The organism is Paraburkholderia solisilvae, from assembly GCF_902859875.1.
In the GTDB taxonomy this organism is placed as follows: domain Bacteria; phylum Pseudomonadota; class Gammaproteobacteria; order Burkholderiales; family Burkholderiaceae; genus Paraburkholderia; species Paraburkholderia solisilvae.
In genome coordinates this window covers 25,654-43,238 of the sequence record NZ_CADIKF010000008.1, presented here as the reverse complement: position 1 = coordinate 43,238, position 17,585 = coordinate 25,654, and the positions used below count along the sequence as shown (strand labels likewise).

Here is a 17,585-nt window from a genome sequence, read left to right as displayed (position 1 = left end):
CTGCCGGCAAGCGACGCGGCTCGCGGCATACGCCGCGGGCCTGTGCATGCCTGACGGTTGTTCAGGCGAACTCTTGCGTACACTTACGCAATCTTTGAGCGAAGGAATGACGATGCGAATTCTGGTGGTGGGCGCGGGCGCGCTGGGTGGGTATTTCGGCGGACGTCTGGTTCAGGCGGGCCGCGACGTGACATTCCTCGTACGCGCCGGCCGCGCGGAGGAACTGAAGCGCGCCGGTCTCGTGATCAAAAGCCCGTACGGCAACGCGACGCTGCGCGACCCGCAGACCGTGCTCGCCGACCGTATCGACGCGCCGTACGACCTCGTGCTGCTGAGCTGCAAGGCGTACAACCTCGATGACGCGATCGCATCGTTCGCGCCCGCCGTCGGCCCGTCGACGATGATTCTGCCCGTGCTGAACGGCATGCGTCATATCGACATGCTGCAAGCGAAGTTCGGCGCGGCAAACGTGCTGGGCGGCCGCGCATTGATTGCCGCGACGCTCAACCGCGAGCGTGAAATCGAGCATCTGAACGATACGCACACGATCGCTTACGGCGAACTTGCCGGTGGAATCTCCGAACGCGTGCGGGACATCGAGCGCGCGTTCGAAGGCGCGAACTTCGAAGCGCACGCGTCCGACAATATCGGCGCGCAAATGTGGGACAAGTGGGTCTTTCTCGCGACGCTCGCGGCGAGCACGAGCGTCACCCGCGCGTCGATCGGCGACATTCTGCGGGCGCCGGAAGGCAGGCAGCTGATCGAAGGCATCTTCGGCGAATGCCTCGCCATTGCGCAGCACAACGGGTTTCCGATGAGCGACGGCGCGCAGGCGAGCGCCCGCGCGATGCTGTTCAAGGAAGGCTCGCCGATGACCGCCTCGATGCTGCGCGACATCGAAAACCGTTCGAAGATCGAGGCCGACCATATTGTCGGCGACCTGATCGCGCGCGGCCCGCAAGCGCAGCAGGCCGGTTCGCCGCTTTCGCTGCTGCGCGTCGCGTATACCCATCTGAAAGCGTATGAGGCACGCGAGGCGCGCGGCGGCTGAAATACGCGGCGGCCCCGGCGCGGCGGAAAATTCGAAAATTGAGGCATGAATCGCGCGCGCTCGCCGCCACGCGCCGTCGGGCGGGCGCGTCGCGCGCTCGAACGGCAAACCGCTTGAAGTAGAATCGACGGCACCCGAATCAGCCTTGCGACAGGAGGTGAATCATGCCGAGTCCTCAAGGGTCGGTGGTGGCGCTCAGTTCAGCTTCGGCAACGGTGTTCTCGATCGGCATCGTGTTCCTCGGCTACTGGGGGATCAACGAGCCCGGCGGCTGGACCCGCATGGACCGCGTCATCGCGGCGCTTGCGCTGCTCGGCTTCGCACTCCTCGGACTCGTGCCATGGATGGCGACCGCGCCCGTCGAACCTGACACCAGCGATGCGAAAGTGCGCGTCGCGCGGCGCATGTTTATCGTGGGGGTCGCTTTCATCTGGCTCGCAATCGTCGCGTCGGTGGTTGTCTGAGCCTGCCCGCCCGTGTGCCATTCTCCTGCCGCGTGCGCCTGCCTATCCCCTGCAATACGATGACAGATACATTGCGAACGGCAATCGTCTATACCGCTTATCTGATCGATCCGCATGCCTATCGAACCGGCAGCATGCTGCCGCGCCTGATCATCGGCGCCGCGGCCGCGCAAGGCGCGCTTGCCGTGTCGCTATTCATCCGGCGCGTGCGCGAGCGCGCGCTCTTTCGCGCGCTCGTGCTGCTTGTGGCGGTGGCGGTGCCGGCGGGTTTGGGGTGGGGCGGCGCCCGTGACGCGAGCATTCTGACGAGCTTGCCGGTGTGGCTCTTCTGCGCGCTGCAGTTCGCGGTCGCGTTCGTCTGGGTGGCAACGCGGCGCGCGCGACTCGCGGCGCAGGTCGCGCTGTTCATCCTGTTCGCGCTGCCGGCGCCGGGTCTGCTGGTTTGCGCGCAGCTGGTCGACCCCGCCTATCGGACTTACTGAGCGGACTCACTGAGCGGACTTGTTGAGCGGACCTACTGAGCGGGCCTACTGAGCGGACCTACTGAGCGGACCTACTGAGCCGGATGGATATCCACATTACCGTCGAAGGGCGCCACGACCTGGCTGGCCAGATCTACCGGCAACTGCGAGAGGGCATTGTCGAAGGGCGGCTCGCGGGCGGCACGCAATTGCCGTCGACGCGCGATCTCGCGGCGCAGCTCGGCGTGTCGCGCAAGACGACGCTCGATGTGTTCGAGCGGCTGCTGGCGGAAGGCTTTCTTCACGCGCGGCCCGGCGCCGGCACCTTCGTCGCCGACGGGATGCGGCGCTTGCCCGCGCAGCGCTCCGCGCATGCGCGAGCCGTGCAACAGGCTCGCACGCCCACGAAGCCGGGGGCGCGCCCGCAACCGGTCTGGGACATTCCGCTGCTGCCGCCGCTGCCGTCTCCCTCCGGCATGACCTACGACTTCGCCGGCGGCATGACCGACAAGTCGCATTTTCCGTTCGATGTGTGGCGCCGCTGCGTGAATCACGCGCTGCGCACGCAGGCGCGCAGCGGCGGCGGCTATCGCGACGCGGCCGGCGAACAGGAACTGCGTGTCGCGATCTCGCGTTATCTGGCGTTCAACCGCGCCGTCGTCAGCAACTGGGATGACGTGATCGTCACGCAGGGCGCGCAGCAAGCGCTCGATCTGCTCGCGCGCGTCACCTTGCGCGCCGGCGATGTCGTCGCGATCGAGAACCCGGGCTATCCGCCTGCGCACGCGTCGTTCGCGGCGGTCGGCGCGAAGGTGGCGCCGGTGCCGGTCGACCGTGACGGTCTGGTGGTCGGCAAGCTGCCGAACGACGCTCGGCTCGTCTATGTGACGCCTTCGCATCAGTTCCCGCTCGGCATGCCGATGAGCCTCGAGCGGCGCGTTGCGCTGCTCGAATGGGCGCAGGCGCGCGGCGCAACCATCGTCGAGGACGACTACGACTGCGAGTTCCGTTTCGAGGGGCGGCCGATGGAGCCGCTCAAAAGCCTCGACCGTGCGGGGCTCGTCGCGTATGTCGGCACATTCTCGAAGACGATGTTTCCGGACCTGCGGATCGGCTATGTGGTGCCGCCCGCTTCGTTGCATGACGCGCTGGTGAACGCGCGGCGGGTGACCGACTGGCATGGCTGCATGCTGACGCAGACCGCGCTCGCGCGGTTCATGCTGAACGGCGACTTCGCCAGGCATCTGAAGCGGATGCACAAGCTGTACGCGGCTCGCCGCGGCCAGTTGCTCACGCATCTGCAAGGCGGCCTTGCGCGCTGGTTCGAGCCGATCGTGCCGGCGGCCGGCATTCACCTCGCGGCGTTGCTCAAGCCTGGGCTGACCGAAGCCATGGTCGTGGAAGCGGCGCGTCGCGGGTCGATCGCGCTACACGGCCTCGCGCCATTCCATCAGGGCGCCGATTCCCGCCAAGGCTTCCTGTTCGGTTACGGCAACATCGACGCCGCGCAGATCGACGCCGCGCTGACCCGACTCGCCCAACTGCTGCCCGCGCTCGCCGCTGAACCTGACGGCCGTTTCGCCGAACCGGCGCGCACATCCAGGCCGGGTCCGAAAGCGAAATGGTGATGTACAGGTACCTACAAAATGCGACGTGACGACTTTTAACCCGTAAAACAAGCGTCAAAATGTGTCGTGTAGTCTGCGGCACGCAACAAAAGAGCACATGGACGCATAAAAGATTCGCGTTAAATGCCTTGACGCTTGTAGAATCCCGCGTGAAGCGTGCACATGTCGTGCGCGTTTCGTGGCTCACTGACCAACAACAGGTAGGAGAAACATGCCGACTTCCGCAAAGAAGGTTGCCAAGAAGGCGACCACCGCAGCGACCAAAAAGGCTGCTGCTACGAAGGCTCCCGCGAAGAAAGCCGCGGCTAGGAAGGTCGCCGTGAAGGCGTCCGGCGCACCGTCGCCGATCAAGGACACCTTCACGAAGGCCTCGCTGGCTGCTCACGTCGCAGAGCGTTCAGGTGTTGAACCGAAGTCCGCCAAGGCCGTGCTGGCCGCGCTCGAAGACACGATCCTCGGCTCGGTCCAGAAGAAAGGCGCTGGCGAATTCACGCTGTCGGGTCTTCTGAAGATCGTTGTGCAAGCTGTGCCGGCGAAGAAGAAGCGCTTCGGCAAAGACCCGTTCACGGGCGAAGAGCGCTGGTTCCCGGCCAAGCCGGCTTCCGTGCGCATCAAGGCGCGCGCGCTGAAGAAGCTGAAGGACGCAGCCGCTGGCTAAGCGGTTGCATCGCATGGCTTGTCTCGCCGCCGTCTTCGGGCGGCGGCGAGCGGTCATGTCGATGCCTTCGCCAGGCTGGCTACGCCATGATGCCGGCGTAACGATGTCTGCATAAAGGCTATCTCCGTTGCGGCCGTCTCTGTCGCAACTGATTTTTCGGCAACATCCCGAATCCCCGCGAAGAACACTCGCGGGGATTTTTTTATTCCCTAAGTCGGTTCGCCGCTGCATCGAACTGATCTGCGTGCGCTGCCCCGCGCACCGCGGTAGCGCATTGATGCCCGGCGCAGTACGATCAGAACAGGCCGTTCGCCGTCGCGCTCAAACATCGGGCCGGTGCGCGGGCAGCATGCGCGTTCGCAGTGCATACCGCCGCCGTGCCCTCGCATCAGCCTGAAAATCTTCCATGAGCGCAGTGCGTGCGCGACGCCAATGGCATAACGCTTGCTTGAACGAACCGGACACCGAATGCGCAGCGCATTCGCCTTCTATCCGACAAAAAAAGCGGGGCGTGACATGCGATGCTATGACGAGATGCGTCAACTCGACGAAAGCGTGCGGCCGCACTACGCCCGCTTCGCGAACTGGCTGACGCTGCAGGGCGCCGAACCGATCGCGCGCAAGCGCGCGGAGGCGGATCTGCTGTTCCGGCGTGTCGGCATCACGTTCGCGGTGAACGGCGATCTGTCCGGCACCGAGCGGCTGATTCCGTTCGATCTGATTCCACGCATCATCCCGCGCGGCGAATGGCAGACGCTCGAAGCGGGCCTGCGGCAGCGCGTGCAAGCGCTCAATCTCTTCATTCACGACGTCTACCACGAGCGCAATATCGTGCGCGCCGGTATCGTTCCGGCGGACCAGGTCTATACGAACGCGCAGTACCGGCCGGAGATGCAGGGCGTCGATGTGCCGCTCGGCGTGTACGCGCATATCACCGGCGTCGACGTCGTGCGCGCCGGAATGGACGGCGAATTCTATGTGCTCGAGGACAATCTGCGGGTGCCGTCCGGCGTCTCGTACATGCTCGAGAACCGCAAGATGATGATGCGGCTTTTTCCCGAGCTGTTCGTGCAGAACCGCATTGCGCCGGTTGCGCATTACCCCGACCTGCTGCTCGACACGCTGCGCTCGGTGGCGCCGGCGGGCGTCGACGATCCGGTGGTGGTCGTGCTGACGCCGGGCATGTATAACTCGGCGTACTTCGAACACACGTTCCTCGCGCAGCAGATGGGCGTGGAACTGGTCGAGGGCAAGGACCTGTTCGTCGACGACAACTATGTGTTCATGCGTACGACGCAGGGCCCGCGGCGCGTCGACGTGATCTACCGCCGCGTCGACGACGATTTTCTCGACCCGCTCGCGTTCCGCCCGGATTCGGCGCTTGGCGTTCCGGGCCTGCTGACCGCCTATCGCGCGGGCCGCGTCGCGCTCGCGAACGCGATGGGCACCGGCATTGCCGACGACAAGTCGATCTATCCGTATGTGCCGGACATGATCGAGTTCTATCTCGGCGAAAAGCCGATTCTCAACAATGTGCCGACTTACCAATGCCGCAAGCCGGGCGATCTCGCCTACACGCTCGCGCATCTGCCCGAACTCGTCGTGAAGGAAGTGCACGGCGCGGGCGGCTACGGGATGCTGGTCGGTCCGGCGGCGACGGCGGCCGAGATCGAAGCGTTCCGCGCGCGGCTCATCGCGCGGCCGGCGGGCTATATCGCGCAACCGACGCTCGCGCTATCCGCCTGCCCGACCTTTGTCGAAGCGGGCATTGCACCGCGTCATATCGATCTGCGGCCGTTCGTGCTGTCCGGCAAGACGGTGACGATGGTCGCCGGCGGGCTCACGCGGGTTGCGTTGCAGGAAGGATCGCTGGTCGTCAATTCGTCGCAGGGAGGTGGGACGAAGGACACCTGGATGGTCGACTGAGCGCGTTCGCCGCGCATCAGTCGCCGCGATGGCGGGCGTCAGCGTCGCCCGCCGCGCGCGTGGGGCATCACGGGTCACCCGCGCGCGCAGTTTGCATCCCGTGCCGATCGATCATAACGGAAGGCCACCATGCTGAGCCGCACCGCCGACCACCTGTTCTGGATGGCCCGCTATATGGAACGCGCGGAGAACACCGCGCGCATGCTCGACATCAACCTGAAAGCGCAACTGCTGCCGCAGACGCCCGACCAGGAAGCACGCGCGCAGCGCGCGGTGCTGCGCATTTCCGAGCTCGAACACGCGTTTTCGCAGCGCTATGCGGAACCGGCGCGCGAGCATGTACTCGATTTCATGGTGGCGGACCCGGCTAATCCGTCGAGTATCCATTCCTGCCTGCACGCGGCGCGCGAAAACGCGCGCGCAGTGCGCGGCACGCTGACCACCGAATGGTGGGAGACGATCAACGACACCTGGCTCGAATTCAACGAGCGGACCGCGGCCGGACAACAGACCAGCAATCTGGCGGCGCTCTTCGAGTGGGTGAAGTTCCGCTCGCACCTGTCGCGCGGCGTGACGCTCGGCACCGCGCTGCAGGACGACGCATTCTTCTTCACGCAGCTCGGCACGTTTCTCGAGCGCGCGGACAATACCGCGCGGATTCTCGATGTGCGCTTCGCGGACGCGGCGCCCAATTCGCGCGATGCCGCGCGTCAGCTCGAAGACTTCTATTACTGGACGTCGATCCTGAGTTCCGTTTCGGCGCTTGAAATTTACCGCAAGGTGTATCGCGATGTCGTGACGCCGGCGCGCGTCGTCGAGCTGATGATCCTCAATTCGCAGATGCCGCGCTCGCTGCTCGCATCGCTCGACGGCGTGTGCGCGAATCTCGCGATGCTGCGCACGCAGGGCTCGAACCAGTGCGAGCGCTTCGCGGGCAAGCTGCGCGCGGAGCTGTCGTATGCCGATATCCGGCAGATCTTCGAAGCGGGGCTGCATGCATGGCTCACGCAGTTCCTTGCGCGCGTGTTCGAACTCGGCAACATGGTCGCGCGCACCTATCTATTGTTGCCCGTCGCGTAACGGAGTGCCTGCATGTTTCTGACGATCCGCCACGACACGGTCTATCGCTACGACGCGACCGTGCATTACTCGATCCAGCAGCTGCGCCTCACGCCGGTGAGCGGCGCGGCGCAGATCGTGCGGCGCTGGTTGCTCGACGCGCCCGGCAAGCTCGATGCGACTTTCGATGCGTACGGCAACGTGCTGCATACGCTGGTGCTGAACCAGCCGCACGACGAGATTCGCGTGCACGTGTCCGGCGAAGTCGACACGATGCCGCTTTTCGACGGGCGCCTGAACGACGCCGCCGGTCCGATTCCGCTCGAACACTACACGTGTGCGACGCGTTTGACGGACGCCGACCCGGCCGTCTGCGAGCTCGCGCATTCGGCGCCGCCGCTCGACACACCCGCCGCGCTGCTGGCGCTCGCCGGGCGCATCGTCGAACGCGTGCCGTTCCAGTCGGGTGTGACCGAGGTCACCAGCACGGCGGCGCAGGCGCTCGCGCTCGGCCGCGGCGTGTGTCAGGATCACGCGCATCTGATGCTCGCGTGCTGCCGCGCGCGTGGCGTGCCGGCGCGCTATGTGAGCGGCTATATCGAACCCGGCGAAGTCGACGATGCCGCGAGTCATGCGTGGGTCGACGTCTGGCTGACCGGCCTCGGCTGGGTGTCGGTCGACGTCACGCATGCGGCGTTCGCAACCGATGTCTATTGCCGGCTCGCGGCGGCGCGCGATTACGAAGCCGCGTCGCCGGTGCGCGGCCGGCGCATCGGCGGTCAGGGCGAACGGCTCGATGTGTCGGTCGCGGTCAGCGCGCAGTTGCAGTCGCCGCAATAACAGCACAACAGGCGCGCGCCTCGCGTGGGTCGCGGGGTGGGTTGCGCATGGGCCGCGGGGTGGGGCGCGGGTGGGCCGAACACGCACACCGCGATTACAATAGCGGCGTCCAGTCGCATCCAGGAATCTTGTCATGACGTATTGTGTCGCACTGAGCGTCGATGAAGGGCTCGTGTTTCTGTCGGATACGCGCACCAACGCCGGTGTCGACCATATCAGCACGGCGCGCAAGATGTCCGTTTTCGAGCAGCCGGGCGACCGTGTGCTGGTGCTGCTCGCCGCCGGCAATCTGTCGCTCACGCAGGCGGTGTTGCGCGAGCTGTCCGAACCGCCGGACGACCCGCACGCGGAGACGCTGTGGAGCGCGCAAACGATGGCCGATGCGGCGCGGGTGGTCGGCCGCGCGGTGCGCGACGTGCATCAGCGCGAGGCGCATTCGCTGCAGGAATTCAGTGTCGAGTTCAATTGCAGTTTTATTCTCGGCGGCCAGATCGCGCCGCGCGCTAGCGGCGACGGCTCGCCCGCGATGCCGCGCCCGCGTCTCTTCATGATCTACTCGGCCGGCAATTTCATCGAAGCGTCGAGCGTGAACCCGTACTTCCAGATCGGCGAATCGAAGTACGGCAAGCCGATTATCGACCGCGTGCTGGTGCCGCAGACGCCGCTCGACGAAGCCGCGAAATGCGCGCTGATTTCAATGGATTCGACGCTGCGCTCGAACCTGTCGGTAGGGCTGCCGCTCGATCTGCTCGTGTATCAGAAGGACACGCTGCGCGTGACGCGCTTCGTGACGATCACGCAGGACAATGCGTACTACCAGATGATCCACCGCACGTGGGGCGAGCGGTTGCGCCAGGTGTTCGGCGAGATTCCGGACCCGGACTGGGAGGACACGGCCGAGCCGCCGCGCCTCTCCATGGAAGGCGAGACGATGCTGTTTCGTGCACCTTCAGGCGCCGCGCAAGATGCCGCCGATGCGCGGCCCGCGCAGACACTCGCGCAGGCGGACAAGCCGAAAGCGCGGGGCTAGGAAAGGGGTCGCAGCGCGCTGCGACCGCTACGCTGGGAAGAAAACGACGCGCCATGCCGGAACCGCCACGCCGGCGAGAGACCGCAGCGCCATGCCGGAACCGCCACGCCGGCAAGAGGCCGCAGCGCCATGTCGTGACGGCCACGCGAGCAAGAGACTGCCGCGCCATGCCGCGATGGCCATGCCAGCAAGAAACCGCCGCGCCATGCCAGAACCGCTGCGCTGAAAATAAACGCCTGTGCCACGCCGTCGCCCCGCCCCGCCGCACATACTTCGCGTACGCACGCAAACCCGTCACCGCGCGCGGCCGGTTGCGCCCGCAGCACAACCCGGTTGAAGCGCCAACACCACGCGCCAGGTCGAAAATCCAAACCGCACCTGATGCCCGCGCCGCCCGTCCAGTCACGCGCCGATGCCTCGCGCAACCATCAAGAAAAAAGCCAGCCTTCGGCTTGCGCCTCTGGCTGGCTTTGAAGCGCGGCGTGGAACGTCAGCTGCGCAGCGTATTGTTGCTTATTAGAACTTGTGACGGATACCGAGGCTGACCATTTCCTGCGTGCTCGTGCCCGACTGGAAGCCGTACGAGCCGACCGAAGCCTTCGCGTCGGTGGTCGTCGTCGCATCGACACGCTGCGTGCCGCTCGCGTGCTGGTACGTGCCCATCAGGTAGATGTCGGTACGCTTCGAGAGCGAGTAGTCGGCGCCGGCTGCCACCTGGTGGTAGTTCGACGACGTGTCGCCCGCGCCGTGCGTGTACGTGTAGCCAAGGCCCAGCAGCAGGGCCGGCGACATCTGGTAGCCGACATACGCACCCGCAACCTGGTACTTCTCCTGCTCGGAGAACGCCGAGAATGCATCCGGCTTGTACTGCGCGAAGCTGTAACGCGCGTTGAACGTGAACGGGCCGAACACGTATTGCGCAGCCGCCGACGAGATGCTGATCGACTTGGCCGATGCATACGCGCTGTTGATCGTCGAGCCGTCGAACGTGGCGTCCGACGTCGCGCCCGTGCTCCAGCCCGGCAGCGTGCCGGTCGGGTTCGCGAGCGACGGATTGACGCCGCCGCGCGCTGCAAAGCCATTGGCGTTGTCCATGCGGAAGTAGCCCGCGGCGACGTTGAACGGACCCGTGCCGTACGTCGCGGCACCGCCCCACGACTGGCCGGAACCGGTCGTGCCGGCCACACCGCCGAACGCGTACATGCCTTCGAACTGGAAGCCGCTGAACACCGGCGATACATACTTGACCGCACTGTTCGTACGCGAGCTGTTGTCGTTGTTGTCGACGTCACCCGGCGTGGCGAACATGGAGCCGAAGAAGTTATCGGCCGTGAGCGGCTGGATCATGTCGACCAGCGGGTCGTACTGGCGGCCCAAGGTCAGCGTACCGTACGCATCCTGCGTCACACCGACGTATGCCTGACGACCGAACAGGCGGCCGCCCTGTTGCATCTTGCCGTTGTTCGGATCGAAGCCGCTTTCCAGCTGGAAGATCGCCTTCAGGCCGCCGCCGAGGTCTTCAGTACCTTTCAAACCCCAACGATTACCTTGGATGTTGCCTGACTGCAGATGGTAAAGGTTGTTGTTCGCGGGGTCGGCGTTGTGCACCCACTGGAATGCGTCGTCGACGATGCCGTACAGCGTCACGCTGTTCTGGGCGTGCGCCGCGCTGGTCGCACCTAGCAGAGCCAGCGAGAGGGTAGACAGTGCGATTCGTTTCATCCAAATCTCCACGCAGATGATTGTTTAGTTGTTGCTTGCTGTTGCGAAACGGAGAATAACGCGGGGGTCGACCCACAAGAAACGAAAAAAATAAAGGTGTATCTAAAATGTGACAGGTGGCGGAAACCCTTGTCTCACAAGCCTAAACGTGATTATTGCGATATTGACAATGTTTTATCGTCTACCTCGCATTATTGTTCTTTCGGCGGTCTATATTGCTGCAGAATTGCATAAGTTGTCGTTTTACGAAAGTAATATGTAATGTACTTGTCTAAACGAAGCAGCCGCTTACCTTGACGCTGTAAGAAGCATTTCCGTTTGCTTTCGGATTGGACGGCGGGCGGCGACGGGCAAATGGGGCAGCGGCGCCTAGGGTCTGGCGCTCATCGCTCGCCGTTGTGTCGGCCGGTCATGGCGGCCACGATCATCGCGGCGCCTGCCGCGAGCAGGACCGATCCCCACGGATGACGGCGCACGTAGCGGTCTGCGGCCGCCGCGGTGCGTCCCGCCTGCACGAGCGTGACCGCGGCTGCATGGGTGGCGCGTGTTTCCGCATTCAGCACGGAACGCCCCATGTCCCTCGCCTTGACGAAGGTGTCGGCGCGCTTGCCGCCCGAGTTCGAGCGAGCGTCGGCGCCAGCGTGTTCCGCCGCGTCCGCAGGCCGCGCAGTCTGCACGGACCCGGCTGGAACCGCGGCGGGGTCGCGCCTTGCGGCGCCACGGCGCGCCGGATCCACGCCGGCTGTCGACGCCGCCATCATCGACGCGATCATCGCGCGGCTTCCCGGCGGCGTCGCATGCAGGAACGCCCACGCGCCGCGCGGGTCATGCAGCCGTCCGCGTGCCGCGGCGAATTCCGCGCCGAGCAGCAGCACGAGCGCCGAGAAGTACAGCCACATCAACAGCACCGCGAGCGAACCTGCCGCGCCAAAGGAATTGGCCATGCCGGCATGCGCGAGATAGAGCGCGAACAGTTTTTTGCCCGCCGAGAACAGCAGCGCCGCGACAAAGCCGCCGACCAGCGAATCGCGCCAACGCACCGGCGCGTCCGGCAGGAATTTCAGCAAGGCGGCAAAGGCCGCGGACAGCACGAGCAGTCCGACCGCGAGTTGCAGCAGGTTGCCGATCGCGACGTACGGCGAATCGCCCCACAGCCAGTTGCCGACGAATGTGATCGTCGCATCGAGCACGAGCGATACGATCAGCAGGAACGCGACGCCGAGCACGAGACTGAACGAGATCAGGCGCACCCGCACGAGCGCCATCACGCTCGACGCGCGCGGCCCGGCAGCCGGCCACACGATATTGAGCGCACTGTTCAACGACGAGAAGGTTGCGGACGCACCGATCGCGAGCATGGCGAACGAAATGATCGCGGCCGCGCCACCCGCGCTGCCGCTGCGGTGCGCATTCTGCACGATGGTCGTGATGGCGGCGGCCGCGTCGTTGCCGAGCACGCTGTGCACCTGACGATATAACTCGCCGCGCGCCGCTTCGCCGCCGAGAAACCAGCCCGCTACGGCGATCACCATCACGAGGGTCGGCGCGAGCGAGAATGCCGCGTAGAACGCGATGCCCGCGGCCAGCGCCGGACAGCGGTTTTCGATGAACTGGCGCAACGCGCCGACGGCCCATGACGCATGCATGCGCGCAGCATGTTGCAGCTTGTCGGCGGAAATCGTTTCGAGTTCCATAGCGGTCCTTCCGATGGGCGCTTGATACGGAATCTACAGGAAGCGGCGGCGCGTGCGGGTGGGCGCACACGCGGCGCAACGGGCGCCCGCGGTCGGCCCCGCGGTCAGCCCCGCGGTCAGCCCCACAGTCGGCCCCACAGTCGGCCCCACAGTCGGCCCCACAGTCGGCCCTCGCCGTCAGCCCCGCAGTCAGCCTCCGCAGTTCGTCATTCGTCGGTGCAATCGCTATGCCTGCCACGTCGACGACATGTCGATCGGAGGTACCCCGTGTTTTCCCGCAGTCACGTTGACGCGGAAGTCGATGCGAGCGATCGGAAACGACTTATACTTTTTAGTACCCCACCACAGAACGCGAGGGCCGCCATGCTACAGATGTCCCGGCGTCAGTTCCTGAAGGTAAGTGCCGCCACGCTGGCGGGGTCGAGCCTGGCTCTGCTCGGTTATTCGCCCGACGTCGCGCTTGCCGAAGTGCGGCAGTACAAGCTGTCGCGCACCACCGAAACCCGCAATACCTGTCCTTACTGCTCGGTCGGCTGCGGCATTCTGATGTACGGCCTCGGCGACGGTGCGAAGAACGCTACCGCGAGCATCATTCACATCGAAGGCGATCCGGATCATCCGGTCAATCGCGGCACACTGTGTCCGAAGGGTGCGAGCCTGATCGATTTCATCCATAGCGAAAGCCGTCTGCTGATTCCCGAGTACAGGCCGCCTGGCGCCAAAGACTGGCAGCCGATCTCATGGAACGATGCGCTCGACCGCATTGCGAAGCTGATGAAGGACGACCGCGATGCGAATTTCATCGAGACCACCGCGGACGGCAAGAAGGTGAACCGCTGGCTGACCACCGGCATGCTCGCCGCATCCGCGAGCAGCAACGAGGTCGGCTATCTGACGCACAAGGTGATCCGCGCAACGGGGATGCTCGCATTCGATAACCAGGCGCGTGTCTGACACGGCCCGACGGTGGCAGGTCTTGCCCCGACGTTCGGCCGCGGCGCGATGACGAACCATTGGGTCGACATCAAGAACGCAGACGTGATTCTGGTGATGGGCGGCAATTCGGCCGAGGCGCATCCGTGCGGGTTCAAATGGGTCACGGAGGCAAAGGCGCATCGCGGCGCGAAGCTGATCGTGGTCGATCCGCGCTTTAACCGCACCGCATCGGTCGCGGACTTTTACGCGCCGATTCGCACCGGGACCGACATCGCGTTTCTCGGCGGGGTGATCAACTATCTGCTGACGAACGACAAGATCCAGCACGAATACGTGAAGAACTACACGGACTTCATCTTCCTCGTGCGCGAGGATTTCGCGTTCAACGACGGCATCTATTCCGGCTACGACGCGCAAAACCACAAGTACGCGGACAAGTCCTCGTGGAACTACGAGCTGGGCGACGATGGCTTCGTGAAGACCGATGCGACGCTGCAGAACCCTCGTTGCGTGTACAACCTGATGAAGCAGCACTATTCCCGCTATACGCCGGAAATGGTCGAGAAGGTGTGCGGCACGCCGAAGGACAAGTTCCTGAAGGTCTGCGAGATGCTCGCGACGACCGCGGCGCCGAACCGCGCCGGCACGATCCTGTACGCGCTCGGCTGGACGCAGCACTCGATCGGCTCGCAGATGATCCGCTGCGGCGCGATGGTGCAATTGCTGCTCGGCAACATCGGCATCGCGGGCGGCGGGATGAATGCGCTGCGCGGCCACTCGAATATTCAGGGGCTCACCGACCTCGGCTTGATGTCGAACCTGCTGACCGGCTACATGACGCTGCCGACCGAGGCCGAACAGGACTTCGACGGGTACATCACGAAGCGCGCCGCGCAGCCGTTGCGGCCGAATCAGCTCAGCTACTGGAAGAACTATCGCGCCTTCTTCGTCAGCATGATGAAGTCCTGGTACGGCGACGCGGCCAGCGCGGACAACAACTGGGGCTACGACTACCTGCCGAAGCTCGACAAGCCGTACGACATGCTGCAGATCTACGAGCTGATGTCGCAGGGCAAGGTGAACGGTTATCTCGCGCAGGGTTTCAACCCGCTCGCGTCGGCGCCGAACAAGGCGAAGATGACCGCATCGCTGTCGAAGCTGAAGTGGCTCGTGATCATGGACCCGCTCGCGACCGAAACGTCCGAGTTCTGGAAAAACTATGGCGAATACAACAACGTCGATTCGTCGCAGATCCAGACCGAAGTGTTCCGCCTGCCGACCACCTGCTTTGCCGAAGAACGCGGCTCGCTCGTCAGTTCGTCGCGCGTGCTGCAGTGGCACTGGCAGGGCGCGCAAGCGCCGGGAGACGCGCGCAGCGACCTCGAAATCATGTCGGGCATTTTCTTGCGGATGCGCGCGCTGTACCAGAAGAACGGCGGCAAGTATGCGGATCCGCTGCTCAGGCTGAGCTGGCCGTACGCGCATCCCGATAGCCCGACGCCGGAAGAGATCGCGATGGAGTTCAGCGGCAAGGCGCTTGCCGATGTGACCGACCCGAAAGATGCGACCAAGGTGCTCGTCAAGGCCGGCGAGCAGCTCTCGAGTTTCGCGCAACTGAAGGACGACGGCACGACCGCGAGCGGCTGCTGGATCTTCTGCGGCTCGTGGACGCAGGCGGGCAACCAGATGGGACGGCGCGACAACGCGGATCCGAGCGGCATCGGCCAGTCTCTCGGCTGGGCGTGGGCGTGGCCGGCAAACCGGCGCGTGCTGTATAACCGCGCGTCGTGTGACCCGAGCGGCAAGCCGTTCGATCCGGCGCGCAAGCTGGTCGCCTGGAACGGCAAGGCGTGGAGCGGCCCCGATATTCCGGACTACAAGGCGGACGAGAATCCCGATACCGGCATGGGTCCGTTCATCATGAACCCGGAAGGCGTCGCGCGTTTCTTCGCGCGCGATGGCTTGAACGAAGGGCCGTTTCCCGAGCACTACGAACCGTTCGAAACACCGCTCGGCTATAACCCGTTCCATCCGCAGAATCCGCTGGCCACCAACAACCCGGGCGCGCGGGTTTTCCCCGACGATCGTGCGGCCTTCGGCAAGGCAGCCGATTTCCCGCACACCGCGACCACGTATCGGATCACCGAGCACTTCCACTTCTGGACCAAGCACGCGCGCCTGAACGCGATCGTGCAGCCGCAGCAGTTTGTCGAAATCGGCGAAGACCTCGCGAAGGAGGTCGGCGTCGTCGCGGGGGATCGTGTGAGGGTGTCGAGCAAGCGCGGCTATATCGTTGCGGTGGCGGTCGTGACGAAGCGGATCAAACCGCTGATGGTGGACGGGAAGAAGATTCAGACCGTCGGCATTCCGCTGCACTGGGGGTTCAAAGGCCTGACTCAACCCGGCTATCTGACCAATACGCTGACGCCGTTCGTCGGCGACGGCAATACGCAGACGCCGGAGTTCAAGTCGTTCCTCGTGAAGGTCGAGAAGGCATAGGGGGCGCCATGGCACTGCAATCGCTCGATATCACGCGTCAGTCGGCTACCACCGTGCAGCCGACGTCGGTGCGCGAGCCGGTCACCGGCAGCGTCGCGAAGCTGATCGACGTTACCAAATGCATCGGTTGCAAGGCATGTCAGACCGCATGCATGGAATGGAACGACCTGCGCGACGAAATCGGCTTCAATACCGGTGTCTACGACAATCCGCACGACCTTACCGAACATTCGTGGACGGTGATGCGTTTTGCGGAGTACGAGAATCCGGACGGCAATCTCGAATGGCTGATCCGCAAGGACGGCTGCATGCACTGCGAGGATCCGGGGTGCCTGAAGGCGTGTCCGTCGCCGGGCGCGATCGTCCAGTACACGAACGGCATCGTCGATTTTCATGAGGAAAATTGCATCGGTTGCGGCTATTGCATTGCGGGGTGCCCGTTCAATATTCCGCGTCTGTCGAAGACCGATCATCGCGTGTACAAGTGCACGCTGTGTTCGGATCGCGTCGCGGTCGGGCAGGAGCCGGCCTGTGTGAAGACCTGCCCGACCGGCGCGATCGTGTTCGGCACCAAGGTGGACATGATCGCGCACGCGGAGGAACGCATCGTCGACCTGAAGGAGCGCGGTTTCGAGCATGCGGGTCTGTACGATCCGCCGGGCGTGGGCGGCACGCATGTGATGTATGTGCTGCACCATGCGGACCAGCCGTCGCTGTATCACGGCTTGCCGGACGATCCGTCCATCAGCCCGATGGTGCGAGTCTGGAAGGGCATGGCAAAACCGCTCGCGCTGGCCGGTATCGCGCTGGCGGCGCTGGCAGGCTTCTTCCACTACACGCGCATCGGACCGAACGAAGTGACCGAAGACGACGAAGCAGCCGCCCGTGACGAGGCGCGCAGAATCAGGGAGCAGCGTGGTTCGCAAACGGTCGACAGGCCGGAAGGCAAAACCGAGGAGCCGACCAAATGAGCAACTATGGGAAAAACGGCGATCCGAACCTGATCGTGCGCTATACGGCCAACGAGCGCACGAACCACTGGATTACCGCGATTACGTTCGTGCTGCTTGCGCTGTCCGGCCTGTCGATGTTTCATCCGGCGATGTTCTGGCTGTCCGCGCTGTTCGGCGGCGGCCAATGGACGCGCATTCTGCATCCGTTCGTCGGTCTTGTGATGTTCGTGTCGTTCCTGATTCTCGCTATGCGTTTCTGGCATCACAACTATCTGGACCGCAACGACTGGCAATGGATGCGGCAGATGAACGACGTGCTCGCGAATCGCGAGGAAAAACTGCCCGAGGTCGGCCGTTACAACGCCGGGCAGAAGCTGCTGTTCTTTGTGATGGTGGTGTGCCTCGTGCTGTTGCTGGTAAGCGGCATCGTGATCTGGCGTACGTATTTCTCGTTTTATTTTCCGATCGGTATCGTGCGGGCGGCCGCATTGATGCACGCCGTCGCGGCGTTTGTGCTGATCGTCGGCATTGTCGTGCATATCTATGCGGCGCTGTGGGTGAAGGGCTCGGTCAGTGCGATGGTGCGCGGCACGGTCACGCTGGGCTGGGCGAGGAAACATCATCCGCGCTGGTTCCGGGAGAGCATCAAATAGCGCGTACGCCT

General features: G+C 64.4%; 14 protein-coding genes. 12 read left to right on the top strand and 2 right to left on the bottom strand.

Annotated features, from left to right (window positions below; translation table 11 throughout):
* Window positions 1-112 precede the first annotated feature (112 nt).
* From panE to HV675_RS07105, 9 genes are all read left to right on the top strand, one after another.
* Window positions 113-1,051, top strand: coding sequence for a 2-dehydropantoate 2-reductase (gene panE / locus HV675_RS07145; RefSeq protein WP_175110272.1), 939 nt, complete (start codon window positions 113-115; stop codon window positions 1,049-1,051).
* A gap of 164 nt (window positions 1,052-1,215) precedes the next feature.
* Window positions 1,216-1,515, top strand: a complete 300-nt coding sequence (locus HV675_RS07140) for a hypothetical protein (RefSeq protein ID WP_175110178.1) — start codon at window positions 1,216-1,218, stop codon at window positions 1,513-1,515.
* Between the two features lie 59 nt (window positions 1,516-1,574).
* Window positions 1,575-1,997, top strand: a complete 423-nt coding sequence (locus tag HV675_RS07135) for a hypothetical protein (protein WP_175110177.1) — start codon at window positions 1,575-1,577, stop codon at window positions 1,995-1,997.
* A gap of 83 nt (window positions 1,998-2,080) precedes the next feature.
* The gene (pdxR, locus tag HV675_RS07130) at window positions 2,081-3,604 is read left to right on the top strand and encodes a MocR-like pyridoxine biosynthesis transcription factor PdxR (protein WP_175110176.1); all 1,524 of its coding nucleotides are present in this window, start codon (window positions 2,081-2,083) and stop codon (window positions 3,602-3,604) included.
* Between the two features lie 211 nt (window positions 3,605-3,815).
* The gene (locus HV675_RS07125; RefSeq protein ID WP_175110175.1) at window positions 3,816-4,262 is read left to right on the top strand and encodes an HU family DNA-binding protein; all 447 of its coding nucleotides are present in this window, start codon (window positions 3,816-3,818) and stop codon (window positions 4,260-4,262) included.
* 516 nt (window positions 4,263-4,778) lie between these two features.
* Window positions 4,779-6,188: a circularly permuted type 2 ATP-grasp protein gene (locus tag HV675_RS07120; protein ID WP_175110174.1), complete on the top strand. Its 1,410-nt coding sequence runs from the start codon at window positions 4,779-4,781 to the stop codon at window positions 6,186-6,188.
* 129 nt (window positions 6,189-6,317) lie between these two features.
* A complete protein-coding gene (locus HV675_RS07115; RefSeq protein WP_175110173.1) occupies window positions 6,318-7,268 on the top strand; it encodes an alpha-E domain-containing protein in 951 nt (316 codons plus the stop codon).
* Between the two features lie 12 nt (window positions 7,269-7,280).
* Window positions 7,281-8,087, top strand: coding sequence for a transglutaminase family protein (locus tag HV675_RS07110; protein ID WP_175110172.1), 807 nt, complete (start codon window positions 7,281-7,283; stop codon window positions 8,085-8,087).
* A 133-nt stretch (window positions 8,088-8,220) separates the two neighbouring features.
* Window positions 8,221-9,117 carry a proteasome-type protease gene (locus tag HV675_RS07105; RefSeq protein WP_175110171.1) on the top strand — a complete coding sequence of 299 codons (897 nt, stop codon included), beginning with the start codon at window positions 8,221-8,223 and terminating at the stop codon, window positions 9,115-9,117.
* 516 nt (window positions 9,118-9,633) lie between these two features.
* On the opposite strand, the gene HV675_RS07100 is transcribed toward HV675_RS07105, so the two are convergent.
* Window positions 9,634-10,839 carry a porin gene (locus tag HV675_RS07100; protein ID WP_175110170.1) on the bottom strand — a complete coding sequence of 402 codons (1,206 nt, stop codon included), beginning with the start codon at window positions 10,837-10,839 and terminating at the stop codon, window positions 9,634-9,636.
* 383 nt (window positions 10,840-11,222) lie between these two features.
* Complete coding sequence (locus tag HV675_RS07095; protein ID WP_175110169.1) at window positions 11,223-12,533, bottom strand: YihY/virulence factor BrkB family protein; 1,311 nt, start codon at window positions 12,531-12,533, stop codon at window positions 11,223-11,225.
* 363 nt (window positions 12,534-12,896) lie between these two features.
* On the opposite strand from HV675_RS07095, the gene fdnG reads away from it, so the two are divergent.
* From fdnG to HV675_RS07080, 3 genes are read left to right on the top strand one after another with little or no spacing between them, the layout of a single operon-like run.
* Window positions 12,897-15,968 (top strand): formate dehydrogenase-N subunit alpha, encoded by a 3,072-nt coding sequence (gene fdnG, locus HV675_RS07090; protein ID WP_175110168.1) that lies wholly within the window; start codon window positions 12,897-12,899, stop codon window positions 15,966-15,968.
* An 8-nt stretch (window positions 15,969-15,976) separates the two neighbouring features.
* Entirely contained in the window at window positions 15,977-16,939 is a 963-nt protein-coding gene (fdxH, locus tag HV675_RS07085) for a formate dehydrogenase subunit beta (RefSeq protein WP_175110167.1), read from the top strand.
* The gene (locus tag HV675_RS07080) at window positions 16,936-17,574 is read left to right on the top strand and encodes a formate dehydrogenase subunit gamma (protein ID WP_175110166.1); all 639 of its coding nucleotides are present in this window, start codon (window positions 16,936-16,938) and stop codon (window positions 17,572-17,574) included. Before fdxH ends, HV675_RS07080 begins: the two co-directional genes overlap by 4 nt.
* The last annotated feature ends 11 nt before the right edge of the window (window positions 17,575-17,585 follow it).

Bases quoted from the DNA above. Each gene is read 5' to 3' on its own strand.
- HV675_RS07110 (WP_175110172.1), top strand. From the start codon at position 7,281: ATGTTTCTGACGATCCGCCACGACACGGTCTATCGCTACGACGCGACC.
- HV675_RS07080 (WP_175110166.1), top strand. From the start codon at position 16,936: ATGAGCAACTATGGGAAAAACGGCGATCCGAACCTGATCGTGCGCTAT.
- HV675_RS07120 (WP_175110174.1), top strand. From the start codon at position 4,779: ATGCGATGCTATGACGAGATGCGTCAACTCGACGAAAGCGTGCGGCCG.
- HV675_RS07135 (WP_175110177.1), top strand. From the start codon at position 1,575: ATGACAGATACATTGCGAACGGCAATCGTCTATACCGCTTATCTGATC.
- HV675_RS07095 (WP_175110169.1), bottom strand. From the start codon at position 12,533: ATGGAACTCGAAACGATTTCCGCCGACAAGCTGCAACATGCTGCGCGC.
- fdxH (WP_175110167.1), top strand. From the start codon at position 15,977: ATGGCACTGCAATCGCTCGATATCACGCGTCAGTCGGCTACCACCGTG.
- pdxR (WP_175110176.1), top strand. From the start codon at position 2,081: ATGGATATCCACATTACCGTCGAAGGGCGCCACGACCTGGCTGGCCAG.
- panE (WP_175110272.1), top strand. From the start codon at position 113: ATGCGAATTCTGGTGGTGGGCGCGGGCGCGCTGGGTGGGTATTTCGGC.
- HV675_RS07105 (WP_175110171.1), top strand. From the start codon at position 8,221: ATGACGTATTGTGTCGCACTGAGCGTCGATGAAGGGCTCGTGTTTCTG.
- HV675_RS07140 (WP_175110178.1), top strand. From the start codon at position 1,216: ATGCCGAGTCCTCAAGGGTCGGTGGTGGCGCTCAGTTCAGCTTCGGCA.
- HV675_RS07125 (WP_175110175.1), top strand. From the start codon at position 3,816: ATGCCGACTTCCGCAAAGAAGGTTGCCAAGAAGGCGACCACCGCAGCG.
- HV675_RS07100 (WP_175110170.1), bottom strand. From the start codon at position 10,839: ATGAAACGAATCGCACTGTCTACCCTCTCGCTGGCTCTGCTAGGTGCG.
- HV675_RS07115 (WP_175110173.1), top strand. From the start codon at position 6,318: ATGCTGAGCCGCACCGCCGACCACCTGTTCTGGATGGCCCGCTATATG.